The sequence below is a fragment of the Burkholderia lata genome (assembly GCF_902499335.1).
In the GTDB taxonomy this organism is placed as follows: domain Bacteria; phylum Pseudomonadota; class Gammaproteobacteria; order Burkholderiales; family Burkholderiaceae; genus Burkholderia; species Burkholderia lata_B.
In genome coordinates this window covers 101,551-125,940 of record NZ_CABVQK010000014.1, presented here as the reverse complement: position 1 = coordinate 125,940, position 24,390 = coordinate 101,551, and the positions used below count along the sequence as shown (strand labels likewise).

General features: G+C 66.9%; 29 protein-coding genes and 1 tRNA gene. 15 read left to right on the top strand and 15 right to left on the bottom strand.

Annotated features, from left to right (window positions below; all coding sequences use genetic code 11):
* Nucleotides 1-9 precede the first annotated feature (9 nt).
* From rpmG to radC, 3 genes are all read right to left on the bottom strand, one after another.
* A complete protein-coding gene (rpmG, locus tag BCO18175_RS30500; protein WP_006478046.1) occupies nucleotides 10-177 on the bottom strand; it encodes a 50S ribosomal protein L33 in 168 nt (55 codons plus the stop codon).
* A gap of 17 nt (nucleotides 178-194) precedes the next feature.
* The gene (rpmB, locus tag BCO18175_RS30495; protein WP_004186391.1) at nucleotides 195-428 is read right to left on the bottom strand and encodes a 50S ribosomal protein L28; all 234 of its coding nucleotides are present in this window, start codon (nucleotides 426-428) and stop codon (nucleotides 195-197) included.
* A 239-nt stretch (nucleotides 429-667) separates the two neighbouring features.
* Complete coding sequence (radC, locus tag BCO18175_RS30490) at nucleotides 668-1,447, bottom strand: RadC family protein (RefSeq protein WP_174986414.1); 780 nt, start codon at nucleotides 1,445-1,447, stop codon at nucleotides 668-670.
* A 135-nt stretch (nucleotides 1,448-1,582) separates the two neighbouring features.
* Here radC and BCO18175_RS30485 point away from each other — a divergent pair, with 135 nt between their 5' ends.
* The 8 genes from BCO18175_RS30485 to BCO18175_RS30450 all read left to right on the top strand — a co-directional run bounded on the left by BCO18175_RS30485 (nucleotide 1,583) and on the right by BCO18175_RS30450 (nucleotide 8,779).
* Nucleotides 1,583-2,038: an FKBP-type peptidyl-prolyl cis-trans isomerase gene (locus BCO18175_RS30485; RefSeq protein WP_027786673.1), complete on the top strand. Its 456-nt coding sequence runs from the start codon at nucleotides 1,583-1,585 to the stop codon at nucleotides 2,036-2,038.
* Nucleotides 2,039-2,040: 2 nt separating this feature from the next.
* The gene (gene ispH / locus BCO18175_RS30480) at nucleotides 2,041-3,021 is read left to right on the top strand and encodes a 4-hydroxy-3-methylbut-2-enyl diphosphate reductase (protein WP_011352949.1); all 981 of its coding nucleotides are present in this window, start codon (nucleotides 2,041-2,043) and stop codon (nucleotides 3,019-3,021) included.
* A 203-nt stretch (nucleotides 3,022-3,224) separates the two neighbouring features.
* Nucleotides 3,225-3,968 carry an amino acid-binding protein gene (locus BCO18175_RS30475; protein ID WP_174986412.1) on the top strand — a complete coding sequence of 248 codons (744 nt, stop codon included), beginning with the start codon at nucleotides 3,225-3,227 and terminating at the stop codon, nucleotides 3,966-3,968.
* 211 nt (nucleotides 3,969-4,179) lie between these two features.
* Nucleotides 4,180-5,130, top strand: coding sequence for a branched-chain amino acid ABC transporter permease (locus tag BCO18175_RS30470; RefSeq protein WP_006488946.1), 951 nt, complete (start codon nucleotides 4,180-4,182; stop codon nucleotides 5,128-5,130).
* Nucleotides 5,131-5,148: 18 nt separating this feature from the next.
* The gene (locus BCO18175_RS30465) at nucleotides 5,149-6,318 is read left to right on the top strand and encodes an ABC transporter permease subunit (RefSeq protein ID WP_174986410.1); all 1,170 of its coding nucleotides are present in this window, start codon (nucleotides 5,149-5,151) and stop codon (nucleotides 6,316-6,318) included.
* Nucleotides 6,319-6,341: 23 nt separating this feature from the next.
* Complete coding sequence (locus BCO18175_RS30460; RefSeq protein ID WP_174917512.1) at nucleotides 6,342-7,118, top strand: ABC transporter ATP-binding protein; 777 nt, start codon at nucleotides 6,342-6,344, stop codon at nucleotides 7,116-7,118.
* Nucleotides 7,118-7,834, top strand: coding sequence for an ABC transporter ATP-binding protein (locus tag BCO18175_RS30455; protein WP_174986408.1), 717 nt, complete (start codon nucleotides 7,118-7,120; stop codon nucleotides 7,832-7,834). The genes BCO18175_RS30460 and BCO18175_RS30455 overlap by 1 nt, the downstream gene beginning before the upstream one ends.
* 273 nt (nucleotides 7,835-8,107) lie before the next feature.
* Nucleotides 8,108-8,779, top strand: coding sequence for a DUF2278 family protein (locus BCO18175_RS30450; RefSeq protein ID WP_174986406.1), 672 nt, complete (start codon nucleotides 8,108-8,110; stop codon nucleotides 8,777-8,779).
* Between the two features lie 24 nt (nucleotides 8,780-8,803).
* Here the strand turns inward: BCO18175_RS30450 and BCO18175_RS30445 are convergent, their stop codons facing one another.
* The 3 genes from BCO18175_RS30445 to BCO18175_RS30435 form a co-directional block, all read right to left on the bottom strand.
* The gene (locus tag BCO18175_RS30445; RefSeq protein WP_174967675.1) at nucleotides 8,804-9,259 is read right to left on the bottom strand and encodes a GNAT family acetyltransferase; all 456 of its coding nucleotides are present in this window, start codon (nucleotides 9,257-9,259) and stop codon (nucleotides 8,804-8,806) included.
* Nucleotides 9,260-9,272: 13 nt separating this feature from the next.
* Nucleotides 9,273-10,457: an acetylornithine transaminase gene (locus tag BCO18175_RS30440; RefSeq protein WP_174986404.1), complete on the bottom strand. Its 1,185-nt coding sequence runs from the start codon at nucleotides 10,455-10,457 to the stop codon at nucleotides 9,273-9,275.
* 294 nt (nucleotides 10,458-10,751) lie between these two features.
* Nucleotides 10,752-11,783 (bottom strand): CDP-6-deoxy-delta-3,4-glucoseen reductase, encoded by a 1,032-nt coding sequence (locus BCO18175_RS30435; RefSeq protein ID WP_011352940.1) that lies wholly within the window; start codon nucleotides 11,781-11,783, stop codon nucleotides 10,752-10,754.
* A gap of 107 nt (nucleotides 11,784-11,890) precedes the next feature.
* Between BCO18175_RS30435 and BCO18175_RS30430 the strand changes: the two genes are divergently transcribed.
* Nucleotides 11,891-12,928 carry an NAD-dependent epimerase/dehydratase family protein gene (locus BCO18175_RS30430; RefSeq protein WP_174986401.1) on the top strand — a complete coding sequence of 346 codons (1,038 nt, stop codon included), beginning with the start codon at nucleotides 11,891-11,893 and terminating at the stop codon, nucleotides 12,926-12,928.
* On the opposite strand, the gene BCO18175_RS30425 is transcribed toward BCO18175_RS30430, so the two are convergent.
* Nucleotides 12,911-13,099, bottom strand: a complete 189-nt coding sequence (locus tag BCO18175_RS30425; protein WP_122946073.1) for a hypothetical protein — start codon at nucleotides 13,097-13,099, stop codon at nucleotides 12,911-12,913. The genes BCO18175_RS30430 and BCO18175_RS30425 overlap by 18 nt on opposite strands.
* 105 nt (nucleotides 13,100-13,204) lie before the next feature.
* Nucleotides 13,205-13,921 carry a pseudouridine synthase gene (locus BCO18175_RS30420; protein WP_174986398.1) on the bottom strand — a complete coding sequence of 239 codons (717 nt, stop codon included), beginning with the start codon at nucleotides 13,919-13,921 and terminating at the stop codon, nucleotides 13,205-13,207.
* A 114-nt stretch (nucleotides 13,922-14,035) separates the two neighbouring features.
* Here BCO18175_RS30420 and copC point away from each other — a divergent pair, with 114 nt between their 5' ends.
* The 4 genes from copC to BCO18175_RS30400 all read left to right on the top strand — a co-directional run bounded on the left by copC (nucleotide 14,036) and on the right by BCO18175_RS30400 (nucleotide 17,023).
* Entirely contained in the window at nucleotides 14,036-14,410 is a 375-nt protein-coding gene (gene copC / locus BCO18175_RS30415; protein WP_174986397.1) for a copper homeostasis periplasmic binding protein CopC, read from the top strand.
* Between the two features lie 63 nt (nucleotides 14,411-14,473).
* A complete protein-coding gene (locus BCO18175_RS30410; protein WP_174967681.1) occupies nucleotides 14,474-14,974 on the top strand; it encodes a DinB family protein in 501 nt (166 codons plus the stop codon).
* A 179-nt stretch (nucleotides 14,975-15,153) separates the two neighbouring features.
* Nucleotides 15,154-15,927 (top strand): SDR family oxidoreductase, encoded by a 774-nt coding sequence (locus BCO18175_RS30405; RefSeq protein ID WP_174986394.1) that lies wholly within the window; start codon nucleotides 15,154-15,156, stop codon nucleotides 15,925-15,927.
* Nucleotides 15,928-16,093: 166 nt separating this feature from the next.
* A complete protein-coding gene (locus BCO18175_RS30400) occupies nucleotides 16,094-17,023 on the top strand; it encodes a LysR family transcriptional regulator (protein ID WP_174986392.1) in 930 nt (309 codons plus the stop codon).
* Between the two features lie 43 nt (nucleotides 17,024-17,066).
* Here BCO18175_RS30400 and BCO18175_RS30395 read toward each other — a convergent pair whose 3' ends face one another.
* Nucleotides 17,067-17,963 (bottom strand): LysR family transcriptional regulator, encoded by an 897-nt coding sequence (locus BCO18175_RS30395; protein WP_174986389.1) that lies wholly within the window; start codon nucleotides 17,961-17,963, stop codon nucleotides 17,067-17,069.
* 106 nt (nucleotides 17,964-18,069) lie between these two features.
* Between BCO18175_RS30395 and BCO18175_RS30390 the strand changes: the two genes are divergently transcribed.
* Nucleotides 18,070-18,960, top strand: coding sequence for an alpha/beta fold hydrolase (locus BCO18175_RS30390; RefSeq protein ID WP_174986387.1), 891 nt, complete (start codon nucleotides 18,070-18,072; stop codon nucleotides 18,958-18,960).
* Between the two features lie 36 nt (nucleotides 18,961-18,996).
* Here the strand turns inward: BCO18175_RS30390 and BCO18175_RS30385 are convergent, their stop codons facing one another.
* The gene (locus BCO18175_RS30385; RefSeq protein WP_174986385.1) at nucleotides 18,997-19,896 is read right to left on the bottom strand and encodes an SDR family oxidoreductase; all 900 of its coding nucleotides are present in this window, start codon (nucleotides 19,894-19,896) and stop codon (nucleotides 18,997-18,999) included.
* Nucleotides 19,897-19,935: 39 nt separating this feature from the next.
* The gene (locus tag BCO18175_RS30380; protein WP_174986383.1) at nucleotides 19,936-20,673 is read right to left on the bottom strand and encodes an SDR family oxidoreductase; all 738 of its coding nucleotides are present in this window, start codon (nucleotides 20,671-20,673) and stop codon (nucleotides 19,936-19,938) included.
* 118 nt (nucleotides 20,674-20,791) lie between these two features.
* Between BCO18175_RS30380 and BCO18175_RS30375 the strand changes: the two genes are divergently transcribed.
* Nucleotides 20,792-21,694: a LysR family transcriptional regulator gene (locus BCO18175_RS30375; protein WP_174986381.1), complete on the top strand. Its 903-nt coding sequence runs from the start codon at nucleotides 20,792-20,794 to the stop codon at nucleotides 21,692-21,694.
* A 37-nt stretch (nucleotides 21,695-21,731) separates the two neighbouring features.
* Here BCO18175_RS30375 and BCO18175_RS30370 read toward each other — a convergent pair whose 3' ends face one another.
* The 4 genes from BCO18175_RS30370 to BCO18175_RS30355 all read right to left on the bottom strand — a co-directional run bounded on the left by BCO18175_RS30370 (nucleotide 21,732) and on the right by BCO18175_RS30355 (nucleotide 24,390).
* Nucleotides 21,732-21,899 carry a hypothetical protein gene (locus tag BCO18175_RS30370; protein ID WP_174967688.1) on the bottom strand — a complete coding sequence of 56 codons (168 nt, stop codon included), beginning with the start codon at nucleotides 21,897-21,899 and terminating at the stop codon, nucleotides 21,732-21,734.
* Nucleotides 21,900-22,044: 145 nt separating this feature from the next.
* Nucleotides 22,045-22,129 (bottom strand) — tRNA-Leu (locus BCO18175_RS30365).
* Nucleotides 22,130-22,225: 96 nt separating this feature from the next.
* Complete coding sequence (locus BCO18175_RS30360) at nucleotides 22,226-23,383, bottom strand: ABC transporter substrate-binding protein (RefSeq protein WP_174986379.1); 1,158 nt, start codon at nucleotides 23,381-23,383, stop codon at nucleotides 22,226-22,228.
* Nucleotides 23,384-23,448: 65 nt separating this feature from the next.
* Nucleotides 23,449-24,390, bottom strand: a complete 942-nt coding sequence (locus BCO18175_RS30355) for a CysB family HTH-type transcriptional regulator (RefSeq protein WP_085041128.1) — start codon at nucleotides 24,388-24,390, stop codon at nucleotides 23,449-23,451.

Genomic DNA, 24,390 nt, shown 5'->3' with positions numbered 1-24,390 from the left:
AACCGGAGATTACTTGATCTTGGTTTCTTTGTATTCCACATGCTTGCGGACGACGGGATCGAACTTCTTGATCGCCATCTTTTCCGGCATGTTGCGCTTGTTCTTCGTGGTCGTGTAGAAGTGACCCGTACCAGCGGTCGACTCAAGCTTGATCTTGTCGCGTGCGCCTTTTGCCATGATTGTGCTCCTTGGGCTTAGGCTTCGCCGCGTGCGCGCAGGTCAGCGAGCACGGAATCGATGCCGTTCTTGTCGATCAGGCGCAGGCCGGCGTTCGAGACGCGCAGGCGCACCCAGCGGTTTTCGCTCTCCACCCAGAACCGGCGGTTTTGCAGGTTCGGCAGGAAGCGGCGCTTCGTCTTGTTGTTGGCGTGGGAAACGTTGTTGCCGCTCATCGGCGCTTTCCCAGTTACTTGGCATACGCGTGCCATGAGAGCACTCCTAATACGCTAAATTCGGGGTTCGATCGCCGGTGAAGGTTCCATCGCACCGCCACGTGATCCATGGCTGCACTCAGAACGCCGAAGCCCTTACAGACAAGGCCCTTCGATGGCTAGAACTGTGGTTGGAAAAAATACAGACGGCGATTCTAGCAGAAAAAGCGCAGGAAAATCAAACCTAATTTCGCATCGCCGTCGCGGCGCCCGGGGGTGGGCTGCCGGGCCACAGTCTACAGCCATCCGGCGCGTGCGAATGAAAAAGTGTCGCCGGTGCCGATCACGACGTGATCGAGCAGCCGCACGTCGACGAGTTCGAGGGCGTCTTTCAGCACCCGGGTCAGGCGGCGGTCTTCCGCGCTCGGCTGCACCGCACCCGACGGATGGTTGTGCGCGACGATCAGCGCCGCGGCGTTGTGTGTCATCGCGCGGCGCACGATCTCGCGCGGGTAGACGGCCATGCGCGTCAGCGAGCCGCGCGTGATTTCCTCCATATCGATCAGGCCGTGACGCGCGTCGAGGTACACCGCGGCGAACACTTCGTACGGACGCGCGCCGATCTTCAGCCGCAGATAGTCCTCGACCGCGCCGGGCGAATCGATCTGCTGCTTCTCGTGCGCTTTCTCCTTCAGCACGCGCCGCGCGATCTCGGTGACCGCAACCAGCCGCGCGGAGCGCGCGGGTCCGATGCCGGGGTGCGCCTCGAAATCGTCGGCGGTCGCCTCGAGCAGCCCGCGCAACGACTTGAATTGCTTGACCAGTGCGCGGGAGGTGACGAATACATCGTGCCCGGGCTTGCCCGTGCCGAGCAGCAGGGCGATCAGCTCGTCGTCGGTCAGCGCGTCCGGCCCGCGCTCCAGCAATCGCTCGCGCGGGCGTTCGGGCCGCCAGTCGCCCGGACGGCGCTTGCGCCGGCGCATCGGCAGCACACGGCCGGGCGGATCGGCGGGCAGATCGGCGGTGTCGCGGCATTCGACGGGCGACAGGGGCTGGGCAGGGCAGGGTGACAGCATGCTTGAAACTCCATTGGCGGCGGGCAGGTTGCGCGACGTCGTCGCACTTTCCGCCTTGCGCGCTCAGGTGACTTACAATATTGGCTTTGCGCCGGGCCTTTCGGCCGTATCGGGCGCCGACTGAACGAGTAATTCATGAGCCTCATCGATCTATCCGAAGTGAAGCCCGGTTCCCACGTCACGTTGCATTACCGGCTGGCATTGGCCGACGGCGCCGATATCGTCAACACCTTCACCGACAAGCCGGCCACGCTGCTGCTCGGCGCGGGGCAACTGGCGCCGTCGCTGGAACAGATTCTGATCGGGCTCAGGGTGGGCGACCATTCGACTTTTCAGCTAACGCCCGAACAGGGGTTCGGTCCCCGCAATCCCGACATGCTCCAGCGCGTCACGCTGTCGACGCTGCGCGAGAACGGCATGGTCGGCGACGATTTCACGCCGGGCGAACTGATCGAGTTCAACGCGCCGGACGGCGGCCGTTACGCGGGGGTGCTGAAGGAAGTCAGCGAGACCTCGGCACTGTTCGACTTCAATCATCCGCTCGCGGGCCAAGCGCTCACGTTCGAAGTGAAAATCATCGGAATCCTGTAATCATGAGCACCACCGATACGCTGTCCGGGCAGACCGTCGCAGCCGACGCTGAAATCCTGCTGGCCCAGCCGCGCGGTTTCTGCGCGGGCGTCGATCGCGCGATCGAGATCGTCGAGCGCGCAATCGCGATGCACGGTGCGCCGATTTACGTCCGTCACGAGATCGTCCACAACAAGTACGTGGTCGAGGATCTGAAGAAGAAAGGCGCGATCTTCGTCGAGGAACTCGAGGAAGTGCCGGCCGGCAATACCGTGATCTTCAGCGCGCATGGCGTGTCGAAGGCCGTGCGCGACGAGGCCGACGTGCGCGGGTTGCGCATTTACGACGCGACCTGCCCGCTCGTCACGAAGGTGCACGTCGAAGTGGCGAAGATGCGCCAGGACGGCGTCGACATCGTCATGATCGGGCACAAGGGCCATCCGGAAGTCGAGGGCACGATGGGGCAGGTCGAGCGCGGCATGCATCTCGTCGAGAGCGTCGAGGACGTGCAGAAGCTCGAGCTCGCCGATCCCGAGCGCATCGCGCTCGTCACGCAGACGACGCTGTCCGTCGACGACGCGGCCGAGATCATCGGGGCGTTGAAGGCCAAGTACCCGAAGATCCGCGAGCCGAAGAAGCAGGACATCTGCTACGCGACGCAGAACCGCCAGGATGCGGTGAAGTTCATGGCGCCGCAGTGCGATGTCGTGATCGTCGTCGGCAGCCCGAACAGCTCGAATTCGAGCCGCCTGCGGGAAGTGGCCGAGAAGCGCGGCGTGGATGCATACATGGTCGATGCGCCCGACCAGATCGATCCGGCATGGGTCGCGGGCAAGCGCCGCATCGGCGTGACGGCCGGCGCGTCGGCGCCCGAAGTGCTCGCCCAGGCCGTGATCGCGCGGCTGCGCGAGCTCGGCGTGCGCAACGTCCGCGCGCTCGACGGCATCGAGGAAAATGTGTCGTTTCCGCTGCCGCGCGGGTTGAACCTGCCTCCCGCTGCCTGATTGCCGCATCGCATCCTCGGAACACTGAAGCGCGCCTCCCGGCGCGCTTTTTTTTGCCCGCCGGAATTGCAATCGCAACCATTATCGGCGTGCATGGTGCAACCGGGTTGCTCCACGCGTTCGCAAGCGTCTCTCAAATTTGGTTGCAATGCAGGAAAACCCCATCGAATCAGGATTATTGGCGTCCTATAAATGGAGTTACAATGCGCCCGTTTTCAGGCCTGAATGGCTTTGAAATCGGGTTTTGGCAAGGCGCGGGAGACCACTCAATGCATGTGAAGTTGGCTTACGCCGTGTCCGTCGCCGCACCGGTTGCAATGCTTGCCGGCTGCAGCAAAAAGAGCGACGACGGGGCGGGGAGGAAGGCTGCGGTGTTCGCGGCACCGACGGCCAGCGGCGTGCGCGTCGCCGGAACCGTTCGTGCGGCACCGTTCGCGTGCCGCATCGCGCAATTGGGCAAGGACAAGGAAAACGGGGCACGTTTGGCGATCGAGGAAATCAACGCGCTTGGCCTGGTGAACGGTCAGGCAGCGGGCACGCAGGTTGCAACGCAGGAAGCCGCCGGTCGTGGCACGACAGCAACCGTGCACGCCGATCGACGCATGCCGGCCATGGTGCCCGGCGATGCGGGCAGCGTGCCGATGTCGCCGGCCCCCTTTCAATTCGATTCGACGAAACAGCGCGTTGCCGCGAGCAATGATGTCGCGGCGCGCGGTCTGGTTCGTACGATGGATTCCGACGCAGTCCTGACGAATGTCGGGCGCAGCGTTCGCGGTGCCTTGCGAGGTAGCGCGGCACGGAATCCGATCTGCCCGGGTGCGGGGCTTGCCTCGCACCGGGCGGGAAAAGGCACGGATGCCGGGCAACCGGACGATGGCCGTCTCGGCATGCTGCCCCACGACTTCAAGGAGGCCACGAACACCGTCCTCGATGTCGTGACGATTTAGCGACGGGACTCATGACGGCACCGGAACAGTGCGGTGCCGTTTTTGTATCCGCTCCGGCGGCAGGTCCGGCCGTACAGGCCGGGCGGCGCGCGCCGGGACGATCCACCCTTACCGGTATCGACTAGTACCCGCAGTGTCGCCGAGAAGGCGCGATTCCTCGCTTACCCGCGGGGCGCAACGTCCTCCGGCAGCACGGGCCAAGGAGCTTTAAATGGATATTTTCGTCCAGCAGGTTCTCAACGGGCTGGTGCTCGGCAGTGTCTACGCCATCATCGCGTTGGGCTACACGATGGTGTACGGCATTCTCGGCATCATCAACTTCGCGCATGGCGACGTGCTGATGATCGGCGCGATGGTCGCGCTGTCGGCCATCACCGTGCTGCAGAACCATTTCCCCGGACTCGGCAACGTCGCGACGCTGACGATCGGCCTGGGCATTGCCGCAGTCGTCTGTGCATTCGTCGGCTTCACGATCGAACGGGTCGCATACCGGCCGCTGCGTCGCGCACCGCGCCTCGCCCCGCTGATCACCGCGATCGGCGTGTCGATCCTGCTGCAGACCGCCGCGATGATCATCTGGTCGCGCAACCCGCTGCCGTTCCCGCAATTGCTGCCGACCGATCCGATCAACGTGATCAAGGCGACCGACACGACGCCCGGCGCCGTGATCTCGGTCACTGAAATCGTGATCATCGCGGTGGCGTTCATCGTGATGGGTGGCCTGCTCCTGCTCGTGCACAAGACCAAGCTCGGCCGCGCGATGCGCGCGATCGCCGAAAGCCCGAACACCGCAAGCCTGATGGGCGTGAACCCGAACTTCGTGATCTCCGCGACGTTCATGATCGGTTCCGCGCTCGCCGCGCTGGCCGGCGTGATGATTGCATCCGAATACGGCAACGTGCACTTCTACATGGGCTTCATCCCCGGCATGAAGGCGTTCACGGCCGCGGTGCTGGGCGGGATCGGCAACCTCGGCGGTGCGATGGTCGGCGGCGTGCTGCTCGGCCTGATCGAGCAGCTCGGGGCCGGCTACATCGGCAACCTCACGGGCGGCGTATTCGGCAGTAACTACCAGGACGTGTTCGCCTTCATCGTGCTGATCATCGTGCTGGTGTTCCGTCCGTCCGGCCTGCTGGGCGAACGTGTCGCGGATCGCGCGTAACGGAAGGGAGCAAACAACATGACATCCATTCAACCGATCGAATCCTCGACGTCGCTCGTCGAAGAGCGCAACACCGCCAAGACCGTCATCATCGGCATCCTGACCGCGGTCTTCGTGATCGCGGCGCCGATCATCATCGGCTCGGCCGGCGGCAACTACTGGGTCCGCGTGCTCGACTTCGCGATGCTGTACGTGATGCTCGCGCTGGGCCTGAACGTGGTGGTCGGCTTCGCCGGCCTGCTCGACCTGGGCTATATCGCGTTCTACGCGGTGGGCGCGTACACCGCGGCATTGTTGAGCTCGCCGCACCTGACCTCGCAGTTCGAGTGGATCGCGGCGCTCGCGCCGAACGGCTTGCACATCCCGTTCCTGATCATCGTGCCGATCGCAATGGCGCTGGCGGCGACCTTCGGGATACTGCTCGGTGCGCCGACGCTGCGCCTGCGCGGCGACTACCTGGCGATCGTGACGCTCGGCTTCGGTGAAATCGTCCGGATCTTCATGAACAACCTCGACCGTCCGGTGAACATCACCAACGGCCCGAAGGGGATCACGGGCATCGATCCGGTGCACGTCGGCGGCTTCAACCTGTCGCAGACGCACTCGCTGTTCGGGATCCAGCTGCCGTCGGTGTACATGTATTACTACCTGTTCGTGCTGTGCTCGCTGCTGGTGATCTGGGTGTGTACGCGTCTGCAGCATTCGCGTATCGGCCGCGCATGGGCGGCGATCCGCGAAGACGAGATCGCGGCGAAGGCGATGGGCATCAACACGCGTAACGTGAAGCTGCTCGCGTTCGCGATGGGCGCGTCGTTCGGCGGCCTGTCGGGCGCGATGTTCGGCTCGTTCCAGGGCTTCGTGTCGCCGGAATCGTTCACGTTCTGGGAATCGATCGTCGTGCTCGCGTGCGTGGTGCTCGGCGGCATGGGCCACATCCCGGGCGTGATCCTGGGTGCGGTGCTGCTCGCGATCTTCCCGGAATTCCTGCGCTCGACGATGAGCCCTCTGCAGCACGCGCTGTTCGGTCATGACATCGTCGATACGGAAGTGATCCGTCAGGCGCTGTACGGCCTCGCGATGGTCGTCATCATGCTGTACCGCTCGGAAGGCCTGTGGCCCGCGCCGAAGCATGAGGACAAGATCGCGAAACTGGCGAAGCGCGCCAGCAAGAAGCCGGTGCGCGCTTAACCTACGGACAAGGGGATATACACATGAGCGACAAACAAATCCGACTGTCCGTGCAGGGCGTGAACAAGCGCTTCGGCGGCCTGCAGGCGCTGTCCGATGTCGGCCTGCAGATCAAGGAAGGCGAGATCTACGGGCTGATCGGCCCGAACGGCGCCGGCAAGACGACGTTCTTCAACGTGATCACGGGCCTCTACACGCCGGACTCCGGCGAGTTCAAGCTCGACGGCACGGAATACAAGCCGACCGCGGTGCATCAGGTCGCGAAGACGGGCATCGCGCGCACGTTCCAGAACATCCGCCTGTTCGGCGGGATGACGGCCCTCGAGAACGTGATGGTGGGCCGCCACGTGCGCACCAAGCACGGGCTGCTCGGCGCGGTGTTCCAGACGCCGGCCGAACGCCAGGAAGAGCGCGAGATCAAGGAACGCGCGATCGAGCTGCTCGAATACGTCGGCGTGCTGCAGTACGCGGACTACACGTCGCGCAACCTGTCGTACGGCCACCAGCGCCGTCTCGAGATCGCGCGTGCACTGGCCACCGACCCGAAGCTGCTCGCGCTCGATGAGCCGGCGGCCGGGATGAACGCGACCGAGAAGGTCGAACTCACGCGCCTGCTCGACAAGATCCGCTCGGACGGCCGCACGATTCTCCTGATCGAGCACGACGTGAAGCTCGTGATGGGGCTGTGCAACCGGATGACGGTGCTCGATTACGGCAAGGTGATCGCCGAGGGTCTGCCGCAGGACGTGCAGAAGAATCCGAAGGTGATTGAGGCATATCTCGGCGCAGGGGTGCACTGATGGCAGCGGCAATGTTGAAAATCAAGGGCTTGCAGGTCAACTACGGCGGCATCCAGGCCGTCAAGGGCGTTGACATGGAAGTCCGCCAGGGCGAGCTCGTGACGCTGATCGGCGCGAACGGCGCCGGCAAGACCACGACGATGAAGGCGATCACGGGTCTCAAGGCGTATTCGGCCGGCGACATCGAGTACGAGGGCAAGTCGATCAAGGGCATTCCGACGCACGAGCTGCTCAAGCGCGGCCTCGCGATGGTGCCGGAAGGCCGCGGGATCTTCGCGCGGATGTCGATCGTCGAGAACATGCAGATGGGCGCGTACCTGCGCAACGACGGCGAGCAGATCAAGAAGGACGTCGAACGCATGTTCGGCTTCTTCCCGCGGCTGAAGGAGCGTGCGACGCAGCTTGCGGGCACGCTGTCGGGCGGCGAGCAGCAGATGCTGGCGATGTCGCGCGCGATCCTCTCGAAGCCGAAGCTGCTGCTGCTCGACGAGCCGTCGATGGGCCTGTCGCCGATCATGGTCGAGAAGATCTTCGAAGTGGTGCGTGAAATCTCGAAGGAGGGCATCACGGTGCTGCTCGTCGAGCAGAACGCGCGCCTCGCGCTGCAGGCGGCCGACCGTGGCTACGTGATGGATTCGGGCACGGTCACGATGGAAGGCGATGCGAAGCAGATGCTCGACGATCCGAAGGTGCGTGCCGCGTACCTGGGTGAATGAGTGAGTGAATGAGCGGGCCCGGTGGCGCGCGACGGCGGATGCCGGGCGCGTCGCACACGGGCTTTCGAAAGGCTGTCACGGGATGCCGTGGCAGCCTTTTTTTTCGTGTCGTGCGATTCGGGTCGAACTTGTGTGGGGGTGCGTGACTCCATTCGACTGTTGCGCCGCGCACGCGGCGCGGGAGCGATGGAGTGGTCGCCCGCAGCCGGTCGCCCGCAAACCGACACACGGGCCGTGTAGCATCGACGGCCCATCGGGACACGGAGAGCACGCATGAGTCTGGACTACGGTTTCGTGAAGGCGAAGGTGACATCGGTGGCGAAGCTGAAGGGCTCGCCGCACGGCAGCGAGATCCAGTATCACATCCACCTGACGCTGGCGCTGCCGGGAGGCGACTGGGACGTCGCGATCAACGTCGGCACCAGCGACGCAGACGACCTGCTGAACTACAAGCTCGTCTACGATTTCCACCACCCGATCACGCAGACGCTCGCGGCCGCGGCCGAAGGCTATACGGACCTGACGGGGCAGGCCGCGCTGCCCGCGCTCGACTACATGCGCAGCGACATCCTGAACGAAACGGGCACATGGCGCGCAAGCGCCGTGATGGACGGCACCGAGAATCCGGAGCCGATCCCGTCGCTGCTGCGGCTCGTGAACGCCGCGCAGTCGCAGGGGCTCGACGTCGTCGTGTTCGGCCGTTCGTATGCGGAAGGCAACGGCATCCACGACACGCACATGAACCAGGGTTCGACCGGCGCGAACTACCTGCACCGCGCGGGCGACGACCACAACGATCACAACGACATCTGGCAGGACGGCGCGCTGATCGTGCGCGTGAGCGACACGCAGTGGGCCGCCTATTTCGCCGCGTTCGAGAAGCAGGCCGTGCCGACCGACGCGCTCGGCAATCCGCTGCCGGGTGCGGGGCCGATCACGCGCTGAGATGGCCGGCTGCCGGCCTGCGCTTCACGCGGCCGGCAGCGTCTTGCCGAACGAGATGCGTTCCTCGACGCGATAGCCGAGTGCCGCGTAGAAGCGGCACGCGTCGTCGTTGCCGGGCAGCACCTGCAGGTTGACCTTCAGGCAGCCGCGCGCGGCGAGCGCGCGTTCCGCATGCGCGATCAGTGCGCGGCCGACGCCGAGCCGCCGCGCGTCGTTCGATACGCCGAACGAGTAGAGCCAGCCGCGATGTCCATCGAAACCCGCCATCAGCGTGCCGACCACTCGCGCGCCGCTGGTCGCGACGAAGAACAGTTCCGGCTGCGTCGCGAGCTTCAGCTCGATCGATCGCAGCGGATCGCGGTGCGGCGGCGCACCGGCTTCGTCGTACTGCGGGAACGCGTCGCGCCATACCGCGAGCACGGCATCGGTGTCGGCGCGTTCGAACGGGCGGATTGCGACAGCATCGGCGGCGGCATCCATCGCGGCGGTCTCCTTAGAGCGTGTCGAGAACCGAGCGCAGCATCGCCATCATCTGGTCGATCTCTTCGGTCGTCACGTTCAGTGCGGGCATGAAGCGCAGCAGGTTCGGCCGCGCGGCGTTCAGCAGCAGGCCGTCGGGCTGCATGTCGCGCGCCTTCTCGACGATCTGCGGGCCGATGTCCTTGCCGAGCAGCAGCGCGCGCAGCAAGCCTTCGCCGCGTTCGCCTTCGAAGCCGCGCTCTTCCGACAGCTCGAGCAGCCGGCGCTTCAGGTATTCGCTGCGCGCACGCACGCCTTCGAGGAAGCCCGGCGCGACGAGCTGCGAGATCACCGAATAGCCGACCGCCGTCATCAGCGGGTTGCCGTTGTATGTGCCGCCCTGGTCGCCGGCCTCGAACACCGCGAACTCGGCCTTCGACAGCAGCGCGCCGAGCGGGGCGCCGCCGCCGATGCCTTTCGCGAGCGTCATGACGTCCGGCTCGATGCCGGACAGTTCGTACGCGAACAGCGTGCCCGCGCGGCCGCAGCCGCTTTGCACTTCGTCGACGATCAGCAGCAGGTTGTGCTGCTTCGTCAGCGCGCGCAGTGCCTGCATGAATTCGCGCGTTGCCGGAATCACGCCGCCTTCACCCTGGATCGGCTCGAGCATCACCGCGACGGTCTTGTCGGTGATCAGCTTCTCGACCGAGTTGATGTCGTTCAGCTCGGCCTTCGGGAAGCCCGGCACCTGCGGCGCGTAGATCGTGTCCCAGCCCGGCTTGCCGCTGGCCGACATCGTCGCGAGCGTGCGGCCGTGGAAGCTGTGGTCGAACGTGATGATCTCGTACGCGCCGTTCTTGAACTTGCGGCCCCACTTGCGCGCGAGCTTGATCGCGCCTTCGTTCGCTTCCGCGCCGCTGTTCGTGAAGAACACCTTGTCGAACACGCTGTGCTGCGTGAGCAGGCCCGCGAGCTTCGCCATCGGTTCGTTGTAGAACGCGGGCGACGGGTTCAGCAGCTTTTCGGCCTGCGTCTTCAGCGCTTCGACGATGCCTTCGTTGCAGTGGCCGAGACTGTTGACGGCCCAGCCCTGGATGAAGTCCAGATAGCGCTTGCCCGAGTGATCGTAGAGCCACGAACCCTTGCCGTGCGTAAACACGATGTCGGGGCGGTTCGTGATGTACATCAGCGAGTCGATCGGATAATCGTTCAAGGGCATGGCAGCAGACTCCAGCGGACGTTGAAAGGGAAACAGGCAATAAAAAAGCCACGGAAGGCCGTGGCTGGTGGGTTCGAACAGCTTGTGCGTAACCGGTGAAGCAGTGTGGGGGTTACGCGCGAGTCCGTGACGAGCCTGCGGCATCCGGGCGGAGCGGCGAGCGGCGACGTCGAAGGGCGGACAGGAAGCAGTTCATGTGCGCAAGCATAAGGCATCCCGCGCCTCACTGTAAACCGCTGCGATGCCACGGATGTGACATCGCAGCGCGCAGTGCTGTACGCAGTGGCGCGGGCCTTAGACCGGATGCGCGAGATCGGCGGCGCTCGTGAACGAGTCCGCGTAGAACTCGTCGGCCGGCAGTGCGTGGTGCTGCGTGAAGTCGCGCTGCGCGGATTCGACCATCACCGGCGCGCCGCACGCGTACACCTGGTGGCCCGACAGATCGGGCAGGTCCTCGATCACCGCGCGATGGACGAAGCCGGTGCGGCCCGTCCACTGGTCGCCGGCGTCCGGCTCGGAGAGCACCGGCACGTACTTGAAGTTCGGGATCTCGCGTGCCCACTGCTCGGCGAGCTCGCCGAGGTAGATGTCCTTCTTGCGACGCGCGCCCCAGTAGAGCGTCATCGGTCGCGTGATGCCCGTGTGCTTCACGTGCTCGATGATCGCCTTGATCGGCGCGAAGCCCGTGCCCGATGCGAGCAGCACGATCGGCTTGTCGGAATCCTCGCGCAGGAAGAACGTGCCGAGCGGACCTTCGAAGCGCAGGATGTCGCGCTCCTTCATCGCGCCGAACACGTGGTCGGTGAACTTGCCGCCCGGCATGTGACGGATGTGCAGCTCGACCGGGCCTTCCTCGTGCGGCGCGTTCGCCATCGAGTAGCTGCGGCGCGAGCCGTCCTTCAGGATGAACTCGACGTACTGGCCCGCGAGATACTGCAGGCGTTCGTTGGCGGGCAACTGCAGCTTCACGACCATGACGTCGTCGGCCTTGCGCTCGAGCGCGGCGATCCGGCACGGCAGCTTCTTGACCTGCACGCCGTCGACGCCGGCGATTTCACGCACGTCGATTTCGAGATCGCACTGCGCTTTGGAGCAGCACAGCAGCGCGAGGCCGCGCGTGCGCTCGTCGTTGGACAGGGCCGACGCGGCGTGCGGGCCCTGTTCGATCTGGCCCGACACGATCTGGCCCTTGCAGGAGCCGCACGCGCCGTTCTTGCAGCCATACGGCAGATGGACGTTCTGGCGCAGCGCGGCCGCCAGCACGGTTTCGTCCGACTCGACCTGGAATTGCCGGCCGCTTTGCTTGAGAGTGACGTTGAATGCCATAGAACCAAACTAGAACAAAATGTGGGGACCGTGCATATCGAGCACGGCAGCTACAATGCAAACCCGTTGCGCGTCGCGCAACGGTGGCTACTGATTTCGCAACCAACATGATCGCGACTCGAATCCTGCGCCGGCCGCGCGCATTGATCGTCGGCTGCGGCGACGTCGGCATGCGCTGCGTCGCGCAATGGCGCGACACGCGCCGCAACCTGCGGATCTTCGCGCTGACGAGCCACCCGGCCCGCCGCGACGAACTGCGTGCCGCGGGTGCGACGCCGATCGTCGGCGACCTCGATCGCCGGGCGACGCTCGGCCGCCTCGCGGGTCTGGCCCGCACGATCCTGCATCTCGCGCCGCCGCAGTCCGACGGCCGCGACGACCGGCGCACGCGTGCGCTGATCGCCGCAACGACCGTGCCTGCACGGCGGCCACCGGTGCCGCCGGCACCGGCGGTCGGCCGGCTCCGAACGCTGCGCACCGCTGCCCGACAGGCCGGCGCGCCCGTTCGGGCAGCGCGTATTGTACCCGACGGCCTTCGCGCGCCGAGGCTCGTCTACGCCAGTACGACGGGCGTATACGGCGACTGCGGTGGCGCGCGCATCGATGAAACGCACCCGCTGCACCCCGCGAATCCGCGGGCGTTCCGGCGCGTGTCGGCCGAGCGCCAATTGCGCGCGGCGACCGTGCGCGGCGTGCTGTCCGCGCGCATCGTGCGCATTCCGGGCATCTACGCGGCGAACCGTCTGCCGGTCGCGCGGCTCGAGCGCGGCACGCCGGCGCTCGAGCCGGCCGACGACGTCTACACGAACCACATTCATGCGGACGATCTCGCGGCGATCCTGCGCCGCGCGGCCGAACGCGGCAAGCCGGCGCGCGCCGTGCACGCGTCGGACGACAGCGAACTGCGGATGGGAGAGTATTTCGACCGGGTCGCGCAGGTGCTCGGCCTGCCGCGGCCGCCGCGCGTCAGCCGCGCGGACGCCGAGCGTCAGCTCGAACCGACGCTGCTGTCGTTCATGCGCGAGTCGCGGCGCCTGTCCAACGCACGGCTCAAGGCCGAATTGTGCGTGACGTTGCGCTATCCGACCGTAGATGATTTCCTTCAAACGCTCGCGCCGGGCAGCGCGTCAGGTCAGCGCCGGTAACGCCTCGATCAGCAGGAAGCACAGCAGCGCGCCGATCAGCGCGCCAATCAGGTTCGGATGATATTTGTGCTTCATGTGCATCGCAGCCAGCAGCCCGCCGATCACGATGACACCGATGACCGCGAACGCGATCATCACGTACGACAGTTCGAAAGTATGGTTGATGTTCATGATGTCTCCCCTGCGTCGCTGCTCGTACAGCTTGTAATTTCAGTATAGCGGGGGAACATGCGGCCGAGATGCGGCCGGACGTCGAACGATCGTGCGGATTTTCCCTTACAGGGTTTTGACGGGATTGCGCAACGCTGAAAGGTCGGCGTCATCGAGCCAGCGCCACGCGCCCGGTGCGAGATCGCCCGGCAGCGCGAAGCCGCCGATGCTTTCGCGATGCAGCGCCTCGACGCGATTGCTCGCTGCCGCGACCATGCGCTTGACCTGGTGATACTTGCCCTCGAGGACGGTCAGCGCGAGTGCGTGCGTGTCGCGTGCATCGGCCGCGACCGCCGCGATCGGCTTCGGCTCTCCGTGGAGCTGCACGCCGGCGCGCAGCGCGTTCAGCTGCGTGTCGTCGAGCGGGTGGCGCACGGTCGCCACGTAGGTTTTCGGCACCTTGCGCTTCGGCGACGTGTACGCGTGCACGAACTGGCCGTCGTCGGACAGCAGCAGGAGGCCCGTCGTGTCCTGATCGAGACGCCCGACGCACTGCACGCCGCGCGCGACGAGCGGCGCGGGCAGCAGGCTGAATATGCTCGCGTGGTGTTGCGGATCGCGCGAACACTCGTAGCCGGCCGGCTTGTTGAGCGCGAGATACGCGTGTGCGTGGAACGGCCACGCCGTATCGTCGACCGAGAACACGAGGCTGTCGGTGTCGAACGCGGCGTCGGGGTCGGTCGCGCTGGCGCCCGCCACGGTGACGCGGCCCGCTTCGATCAGGCCGCGGCACTGGCGGCGCGAGCCGAAGCCCTGGGTGTAGAGAATGCTTTCGAGGTCCATAGCGCGCGCATTCTATCAAGCGATGGCGCGCGACCGGCATGAACGCACCTGCGCTGGTAAGCTGCCGGTACGCCGCGCGGAGCGCGGCGCCCGTTCATTCTTCACGGAAAGCCCATGCCTTTCGCTTCGTTCCAGCTCGCCCGTCACGCCACCGCCGTCATCGTTGCCGCGACCGTCTCGTCGGCCGCGTTCGCGCACGCGCACCTCGCGAAGAGCGACCCGGCGGCGGGCGCGGCGGTGGCCGCCGCACCGGCTGCCGTCACGATCGACTTCACCGAGCCGCTGGAGCCGGCGTTCAGCTCGATCGTCGTCGTCGACGGCGCGGGCAAGACGGTGTCGGACGGCCGCGCGCGCATCGAAGCATCGAACCGCAAGCGGATGACCGTGCCGCTCACGGCGGTCGGCACCGGTGCCTATACGGTGAAATGGGTGGCCGTCGCGACCGACGGGCATCGCACACAGGGCGCGTACGGCTTCAGCGTGAAGTGACGCAACGGTGGCGGCAGGCCCGTGCCAGGGCTGCCGCCACCCCGATCCGACAGGGAGTCCCGCATGAATCCGACGACGCTCGACGCACTCGCCGATTTCCCCCGTCAGCTCGAAGCACATTTCGCGGCCGTGCCCGACGGCTACGCACGCTGGACGCCCGACGACTGGGCCGGGATCCCGAGCGAGCACTTCTCGCCGCTCGGGCAGCTCTGCCACGTGCGCGACATCGAGATCGACGGCTATCACGTGCGGCTGCGACGGATGCTCGATGAAGACAGGCCGCTGCTCGTATCGATCGACGGCGACGCGCTCGCGATCGAGCGCCGCTACAACGATGCGTATGCGTCCGACGTGCTCGCGGCGATCCGCGAAGCGCGGCGCGAGACGCTGGACCTCGTGTCGCGCCTTACGCCCGAACAGTTCGCGCGCACCGGGGAGTTCGACGGCTACGGCTCGCTGACCGTACGCGGGCTCGTCCACTACCTGTGCAGCCACGACCAGCAGCATCTGGCCGGCATGCAGTGGCTGCTCGGCAAGATCGACGCGGCGCTGTACGCGCGCTGAGCCGGCCGGCATTCGCCGAATCGGTCGCAGATTCCGGCGGGGTTGTCGGTGCGGCAGGCTGCATTGCTTCGCTGCGATTGGATCGTTTTTCTGGATAATCCATCCAGCCGCGACCGGCTGACCGGTGCGTCGCGCGTGCCTACACTCCAAGCTTCGTTCAACGAGAAAAGGAGTCAACCGTGGCAACTCATACGCTCGCAGACAAGGTCGTCCTGATCGCAGGCGGCGCAAAGAATCTCGGTGGCCTGATCGCCCGGGATCTGGCGAGCCACGGCGCGAAGGCGGTGGCGATTCACTACAACAGCGCCGCATCGCAGGCGCAGGCCGAGGAAACGGCCGCCGCGGTGCGCGCGGCCGGCGCTCAAGCCGCGACGTTCCAGGCCGACCTGACGACGGCCGCCGCGGTCGAGAAGCTGTTCGACGACGCGAAGCAGCGCTTCGGCAAGATCGACATCGCGATCAACACGGTCGGCAAGGTGTTGAAGAAGCCGTTCACCGAGATCAGCGAGACCGAGTACGACGACATGTTCGCGGTCAACAGCAAGTCCGCGTTCTTCTTCATCAAGGAAGCGGGGCGGCACCTCGAGGATCACGGCAAGCTCGTCACGCTCGTGACGTCGCTGCTCGGCGCGTTCACACCGTTCTATGCGGCGTACGAAGGGTCGAAGGCGCCGGTCGAGCATTTCACGCGCGCGGCATCGAAGGAGTACGGCGCGCGCGGGATCTCGGTGACGGCCGTCGGGCCGGGCCCGATGGACACGCCGTTCTTCTACCCGGCCGAAGGCGCCGATGCGGTCGCGTATCACAAGACGGCGGCCGCGCTGTCGCCGTTCAGCAAGACGGGCCTGACCGACATCGAGGACGTCGTGCCGTTCATCCGCCATCTCGTCACCGACGGCTGGTGGATCACCGGCCAGACGATCCTGATCAACGGCGGCTATACGACCAAGTAACCCACCCGGCAACGGGCCGCGCGGCGCACCGCAATGGCTCGTTTGCGTGGACAATGGACGGGCGCGCGGCCTCGCGGCTGCGCGCCCGTTTTCCCTGTGCCGCCGGAGCTTGCCGCGACGCGCGACGGCCGGCGGTGACGATCGTCCGAACCTACGTTCTCCGCCGATGGACAAGCTGGATCAGGTCAGAATCTTCCTGCAGGTTGCCGAGATGGGCAGCTTCATCAAGGCCGCGCACGCGCTCGACGTGCCGCGCGCGACCGTGTCGGCGGCTGTTCAGCAACTGGAGACGGGGCTCGGCACACGCCTCCTGCACCGCACGACACGCCAGGTGCAGCTCACTGCCGACGGCGCGCTGCTGCTCGAACGCGGCCGGCGCCTGCTCGCGGAGGCCGACGAACTCGACCGCCTGTTCCGCCGCCGCGATCGCGACGTGATCGGCCGCCTGAACGTCGACGTGCCGAGCCGGATCGCGCGCCGCATGGTGGCACCCGCGCTGCCGTCGCTGTTTCACCGGTATCCGAAGCTGCAACTGTCGCTCGGCTCGACGGATCGTTCGATCGACCTGGTGCAGGAGGGCGTCGACTGTGCGATCCGCGTCGGGCGGCTCGCGGACAGCAGCCTCGTCGTGCGGCCGCTCGGGCAGTTCACGCTGATCAACTGCGCGAGCCCCGACTACCTGCGCGAATGCGGCGTGCCCGAGCATCCGGATGCGCTTGCGCACGGACACTGGGCGATCGGCTATGCGTCGCCGACGACGGGGCGTGAGCTCGACTGGGAATACTGCGCGGACGGCGAGCGGCACACGCTCGCGCTGCCGAGCCGCGTGATCGTCAACAACGCCGAAACCTATATCGCCAGCTGCATCGCCGGGATGGGGCTGATCCAGATTCCGCGCTTCGACGTCGAGCATCTGCTCGCCAGCGGCGCACTCGTCGACGTGATGCCCGGCCACCGCGCCGCACCGATGGACGTGTCAGCTGTATATCCGCACCGGCGCCATCGCTCGCGCCGGCTCAATGCGTTCATCGAGTGGTTCGGGGAACTGATGACGAGCGCGCTGACGAAGAGTGGGGAGGGCGCGGAGGGCGACTGACCGGCACGGCCGGTTTGCGTTACGTGCGGTGGTCGCGCCAGTTTCAGCCGGGCAGCGCCGCGAACTGCCGGCTGCGCCCGGTTTCCCGCACCGCATCGATCAACGTCGCGCCGGCGCCATCCGGTTTCGCCGCGAACGCGTAGAAGCGCGCGGCCGGCAGCGCCGGCAGACCATCCTGCGGCCCGCATTCGCGCAGGCCGTCGCGCAACTGACTGCGCGCCAGCGCGGTGACCGCGAAACCCGCGAGCGCGGCCGACACGCAGCCGGCCATGCTGCTGCTCTCGAACAGCACGCGGAATGGACGCAACGCGGCGGCGAGCGCCGCGACGGCGGCTTCCCGATAGACGCACGGCTGCGGAAACAGCGCGAGCGGCACGTCGTCGCCGGCGTCGAGCGTGCGATCCGACGCGAACGCCCACACGAGCGGTTCTTCCCACAGCAGTTCGCCCGGGGTGTCGACCTGCCGGCACTGCTTGCCGAATACGACGTCGAGCCGGCCGAGCGTCTGCTCGCGCAGCAGCGACGCGGTGATGCCGACCTTCAGCTCGATCGACGTGCGCGGGTGGCGGTCGCGGAACGTGCGCAGCACGTGCGGCAGCCACGCGCCCGCGAAATCCTCCGACGCGCCGACCCGCAGCGGCCCGTGCGCCGGCGCGCCGCGCAGCCTCGCACGCACTTCGCGCTCCATGTCGACGATGTTGCGCGCGTACGCGTACAGCGTGTCGCCGGCCGGCGTGAGCGCGATGCGGCGAGTCGTGCGCGCGAGCAGCACCGTGCCGGCCGCCTGTTCGAGCCGCTTGATGTGGCCGCTGACGGTGGACGGCGTCAGCGCGAGCCGTTCCGCGGCCGGCGCGAACCCGCGGCTGTCGACGACTTCGAGGAAGGTGCGCAGCAACGTGATGTCGAGCGAGGTCGACGCGGGATCGGTCAGCGGTTCCATGGATCAATTCAACGCAATACTCGAATAATGAACAATGATACTCCGTGAATCGTGATGAAATGGCAGCCTACCATCGTGCACTCGGATCGACCCAACGGAGTACACGATGACGACCTATGCGTATGCGACGACCGCGTCGCTCGACATTGCCTATCTCGAATGGAACCCGCGCGGCGAGCGCGTGGCTGTGCTGCTGCACGGCTGGCCGGACAGCCCGGTCGGCTGGGAGCCCGTGGCCGCGGCGCTCGCCGCGCGCGGCTACCGCGTGCTCGCGCCCGCGCTGCGCGGTTTTGCGCCGACCCGCTTTTGCGACGCATCCGTGCCGCGCAGCGGCCAGCTCGCGGCGCTCGGGCGCGACCTGCTCGACTTCGTCGATGTGCTCGGCATCGAGCGGCCCGTACTGGTCGGGCACGACTGGGGCGCGCGGGCGGTCGCGAACGCGTGCGGGCTGCGCGATGACGCCGCATCGCATCTCGTGATGCTGTCGGTCGGGTACGGCACCAACGATCCCGGGCAGCCGCTGTCGCTGCAGCAGGCGCGCAACTATTGGTACCACTGGTTCATGGCGACGCCGCGCGGAGAGCAGGCGTTGCGCGACGATCGCCGCGCGTTTGCCCGCTTGATGTGGGACACGTGGTCGCCACCGGGCTGGTATCGCGACAGCGATTTCGACGCGGCCGCCGCTGCGTTCGACGGGCCCGACTGGATCGACGTCGTGCTGCATTCGTACCGGCATCGGTGGGGATTCGCCCCGGGCGCGCCGGCCTATGCCGACGACGACGCGCGGCTGAACCCCGCGCCGGTGCTGGCGCTGCCGACGCTCGTGCTGCACGGCGGCGCGGACACCTGCAATCATCCGGACAGTTCGGCCGGGCGCGAGCGGTTCTTTGCGGGGAGATACGCGCGGCAGGTGCTGGATGGCGTCGGACACTTTCCGCAGCGCGAGGCGCCGGCGGCGGTTGCCGACGCGATCCTCGGGTTCTGCGAGCGAGACTGATGCCGAAGCGCGCCGGCCGGCCCGGCGCGCAGCGGATCAGCCGCCGACGCGGGCCGCGAGCAGGTCGGCGAGGCCGATGTTCCTGAACATCTCGCGGCGGATGCGATCGCCGACGCGGAACACTTCTTCCGCGCCGTCCTGCGACGGATCGACGAACACGCGGTACGGGCGCTTGCCCGCGGGTGCGGCGACGATGTCGGCAATCGCCGTCGCGACGGTGCCGGCATCGGCGTCCGCCGGTTCGAGCGCGGCGAGGCCCTGCAGCGCCTGCTCGGCGACGCCCGCATAGGGGCCGTCGACGTAGGCGGCCTGAACGGCCGCGTCGGCCGGCTTGCCCGCGTGGGCGAAGTGATTCGTGCCCTGGGTGAAGGCGCCCGGCACGACGATCGACGTCTCGACGCCCCAGCGGGCGAGTTCGGCCGCATAGGACACCGCGAGCGAATCCATCGCGGCCTTCGCGGCGAAGTACGGGGCGAGGAATGGCGGCGTACCGCCGCGCGCCGACGAAGACGACACCCAGACGAGCAGGCCGCGGCCCTGGCGGCGCAGGTGCGGCAGCGCCGCGCGGTTGACGCGCTGGGTCGACACGACGTTGATGTCGTAGAGCTGGGCGATCTGCTCGGGCGTGAACGCTTCGGCCGGGCCGAACACCATGTGGCCGGCGTTGTGGACGATGACGTCGAGACGGCCGTTGTCCGCGATCACGCGATCGATGGCGGCACCGACGGACACGTCGTCGCCGACGTCGAGCTCGACGGTGCGCAGGTCGACGCCGTGTTCCTGCGCGTAGGCGGCGATGGCGGCGACGCGCGGTGCGTTGCGGCCGGTGCTTTCGCGCATCGACGCATAGACGGTATGGCCGGCGCGGGCGAGTGCCTGGGTGGTCAGCAGGCCGAAGCCGCTGGACGCGCCCGTGACGAGAATGACTTCCTTCATGATCGATCTCCGGTAAAAGGGGGCTCGGCACGCGGCCCGTCAGCACATGCCGCCGTTGGCGCGCAGGACCTGACCGTTGACCCACGCGCCGTCGGGGCCGGCGAGGAACGAGACGACGCTGGCGATGTCCGCGGGCTGGCCGAGCCGCTCCAGCGGGTTCATCTTCGCCATCCGGTCGACGAGTTCGGCGCTCTTGCCGTGCAGGAACAATTCGGTCGCCACCGGCCCCGGCGCGACGGCGTTCACGCTGATGCCGCGGCCGCGCATCTCCTGCGCGAGCACCTGCGTCATGCCTTCGACGGCCGCCTTGGTCGCGATATACACGCCGTAGGTCGGCAGGCGCATGCCGATCACGCTCGAGGTCAGGTTGACGATGCGGCCGCCGTCGCGCACGCGCTTCGCCGCCTCGCGGCTGACGTTGAACGCACCCTTCAGGTTGATCGCGACGGTCTGGTCGAACGCGGCGTCGTCGAACTCGGCGAGGGGGGCGAGCTTCATCACGCCCGCGCTGTTGACGACCACGTCGATCCGGCCGAACGCCTGCTCGGCCGCGTCGAACAAGGCGGCCACCGCGGCCGGATCGGCGACGTCCGCCTGTACCGCGACGGCCGTGCCGCCGTCGGCGACGATCGCGTCGACCACTTCCTGCGCGGGGCCGGCACCGCCCGCATAGTTCACGACGACCCTGAAACCGTCGCGGGCGAGACGGCGGGCGATTTCCGCGCCGATGCCGCGCGACGAGCCCGTGACGAGGGCGACCTGTTCCGATGTGCTCATGTCCTGCTCCTTGATTCGTGAGTGCCGTGCGATCCGGCGACAGGACTAATCGTAGGCTTCCTCGATGAATAAAAATAATGAATAATGATCAGATCAAGAATGACTCAAAGTATGTCTCATGGCATTCGACAGCAGGCTTTTGAGCGGCATCGGCGTGCTCTCGGCGGTGATCGAGGCCGGTACGTTCGCGCGCGCCGGCGAGGCGATGGGGTTGACGCAGCCGGCGGTGAGCCGTGCCGTCGCCCGGCTGGAAGAGCGCGTCGGCATCCGGATCTTCAACCGCACGGCGCGCGCGATCACGCTCACCGACGAAGGGCGGCGCTTCTATGAGGCGGTCGCGCCGCTGCTGGCCAGTATCGAGGACGCGGCGATCGACGCTGGCCAGTCGAAGGCGCGTGTCAGGGGGCGGCTGCGCGTCAACGTCGACGCGACCTTCGGCCACTATGTGCTGGCGCCGAAGATGGCGGAGTTTCTCGATAGCTTTCCCGACCTGTCCGTCGAGATCAGCGTGCGCGACCGGATGGGCGATCTCGTCGCCGACGGCTTCGACGTGGCGGTGCGGTTCGGCATTCCGGAGCCGTCGTCATACCGTGCGCGGCTGCTGCTGGAAACGCGCGTGCTCACCTGCGCGTCGGCGGCCTACGTCGCGCGTCATGGCGAACCGCGGCACCCGCGGGATCTCGCGAACGGGCATCGTTGCGTGCTGATCCGCGATCCGGTGACGGGCCGGCCGTTCGAATGGGAATTCCATCGCGGCAAGGAGGTGGTGCCGTTCGATGCCGCCGGCCGGCTGATGGTCAACGACACGGGCATGCTGCTCGGCGCGTGCCTGGGCGGCGCGGGGATTGCGCAACTGCTGGAACTCTATGCGCGCGACATCCTTGCCGACGGGCGGCTGGTGCTGCTGCTGCCGGAGTGGGCGGACGAGACGTTTCCGCTCTACGCGTATCACCACGCGTCCAATCTCGTTTCCGCGAAGGTGCGCGTGTTTCTCGACTTCGTTCGGGCATTGATGGCCTGAGTGAGCAGGCGCGGCGGCAGGCGGCGATCCCGCGCGTTCATTCGGTGCGATGCGGAATGCTGTCCGGGAACGGGTAGGGCGCGTGCGGGCCCGGCCAGTCGGGCACCGGCGGCGCGGTCAGTACGTCGCATCCGGCCAGCATGAGCGACAGCGCCACGGCGAGCACCCGGCGGCAGAGCGGGGATGAAATCGTGCGGATGGACATGGCGTGCCTCCGTGCCGCGCATCCTCATGATGCTTGGACTGTTGCGCGGGGCGCGCGTTGCGGCGCACGGCAAAAACAAAAAACCCGCGAAGCGGCGAGCTTGCGCGGGTTTCGGGAGGCGCAGCGCATTACGCTGCGAGAATGCTGGTGCCCAGGGCCGGAATCGAACCGGCACGCCTTGCGGCGGGGGATTTTGAGTCCCCTGCGTCTACCAATTTCACCACCTGGGCTTGATCCTGGCCGCGCATGCGATTGTGCGCGGCGAAACGCGGATTATGTCCGAAATCCCGGCGCCGGGCAAGCTGCCCGGTTGCCGGCCGTGCACGTTACTGACTGAGGTAGACGAATCGGCCCTGCTTGACGATCCCCATCACGCTCGCGCGCTGGTCGAGCCCCACATGATCCTTGTCGCTCGTGTTGACGACGCCATTCGGCACGACGAGCTCGTGCGCGCGTTCCAGCTCGTGCCGCAGCGCCGCGCGGAACGCCGGCGTGCCGGGTTGCGCAGCCTTCAGCGCGCGGCCGACCGCGTCGGCGAGGCGCGGGTAGACGCCCGCCGCGTCGCCCGCGAACTGCGTGACCGTGCCGGCGCCGTACTTCGCCTCGTATGCGTCGACGAACGCGAGCGCGGCCTTGCGGGCCGGATGATCGGCCGGCAGCGTGCGCGCGACGACCACCGGCTGGGTCGGGAACAGCGTGCCGTCGACGTCCTTGCCGCCGAGCTTGATGAATTCCGGCGTCGCGATCCCGTGCGTCTGGTAAATCGGGCCCTTGTAGCCGCGTTCGATCAGCGTGCGCTGCGGCAGCACGGCCGGCGTGCCGGAGCCCGCGATCAGGATCGCGTCGGGCTTCGCGGCGATCAGCTTCAGCGCCTGGCCCGTCACGCTCGCGTCGGTGCGGTTGAAGCGCTCGGTCGCGACGACGCGGATCTTGCGCAGGTCCGCGAAGCGCGTGAATTCGTTCAGCCAGCTGTCGCCGTAGCTGTCCGCGAAGCCGATGAAGCCGACCGTCTTCACGCCGCGGTTCGACATGGTGCGCGTCATCACGTCGGCCATCGCGCGGTCGCTCTGCGCCATCTTGAATGCCCAGGTCCGCGCGCCTTCCTGCGGCTCGACGATCGCGCCGGAGCCGACCAGCGTGATCATCGGCGTCTGCGCGGCGGCCACCGCATCGAGCGCCGCGAGTGCGGCCGGCGTGATGTTCGGCCCGACCACGACGTCGACGCGATCCTCGTCGACCAGCTTGCGGATGTTGCGCACCGCGGTGCCCGGGTCGGACGCGTCGTCGAGCACCGTCACCTGCACGGGCTGCCCGGCGATCGTCTTCGGCCACATCAGGATCGCGTTCTTGCTCGTGATGCCGATCGCGGCGGCCGGGCCGGTCGACGACAGGTCGACGCCGACCTTCAGGTCGGCATGCGCGGCTGCGCAGGCCAGTACGAGGGCGGTGCCGGCGGCGCGGCGCAACAGGGCGGGAAGCGTCATGCGGAATTCTCCGTCGGACAGCAAAAAAGGGGCGCGATGTGCGCCCCCGTGTTTATACACGCCGCTCAGAGTTCGTACGATTCGGATTCGCCCTTGAGCGCCTGCTCGATCAGCTTGCGGTTCAGCGTCGGCGACAGCAGTTCGACGAGCGTATACACATAGCCGCGCAGGTAGGCGCCCTGCTTGAGCGCGACGCGCGTCACGTTGCTGCCGAACAGGTGGCCGACCGGGATCAGCCGCAGGTTGCGGTCGCGCTCGGGATTGAACGCGATGTCGGCCATGATCCCGACGCCGAGACCGAGTTCGACATAGGTCTTGATCACGTCGGCGTCGATCGCCTCGAGCACGATGTCCGGCGACAGCCCGCGCAGCGCGAACGCATGGTTGATCTTCTTGCGGCCCGCGAACGCGTCGTCGTACGTAATCAGCGGGTACTGCGCGAGATCGTCGAGCGTGACCGGCTTGCGCTCGAGCAGCGGATGGTCGGCCGGCACGACGGCTGCGTGGTGCCACTGAAAGCAGGGCAGCGACACGAGTTCCTTGTAGTCGGAAATCGCCTCGGTCGCGATCGCGAGATCGGCCTGGTCGTGGATCACCATCTCGGCGACCTGTGTCGGGCTGCCCTGCAGGATCGACAGGTGGACCTTCGGGAAGCGCTTCTTGAATTCGGCAATCGCGGCCGGCAGCGAGTAGCGGGCCTGTGTGTGGGTCGCGGCGATGGTCAGGTTGCCCTGATCCTGCGCCGCATAATCTTTCCCGACCCTTTTAAGGCTTTCAACCTCCTGGAGAATCCGCTCGACCGACGCGAGGATGATCCTGCCCGGCTCGGTGAGCGAGCGCACGCGCTTGCCGTGCCGCGTGAAGATCTCCACGCCCAGCTCGTCCTCGAGCTCGATGATCGCCTTCGATACCCCCGGTTGCGACGTGTAGAGCGCCTTGGCGGCCTCGGTGAGGTTGAAATTCTGCCGGACGGCCTCGCGCACGAAGCGAAATTGGTGCAGGTTCAT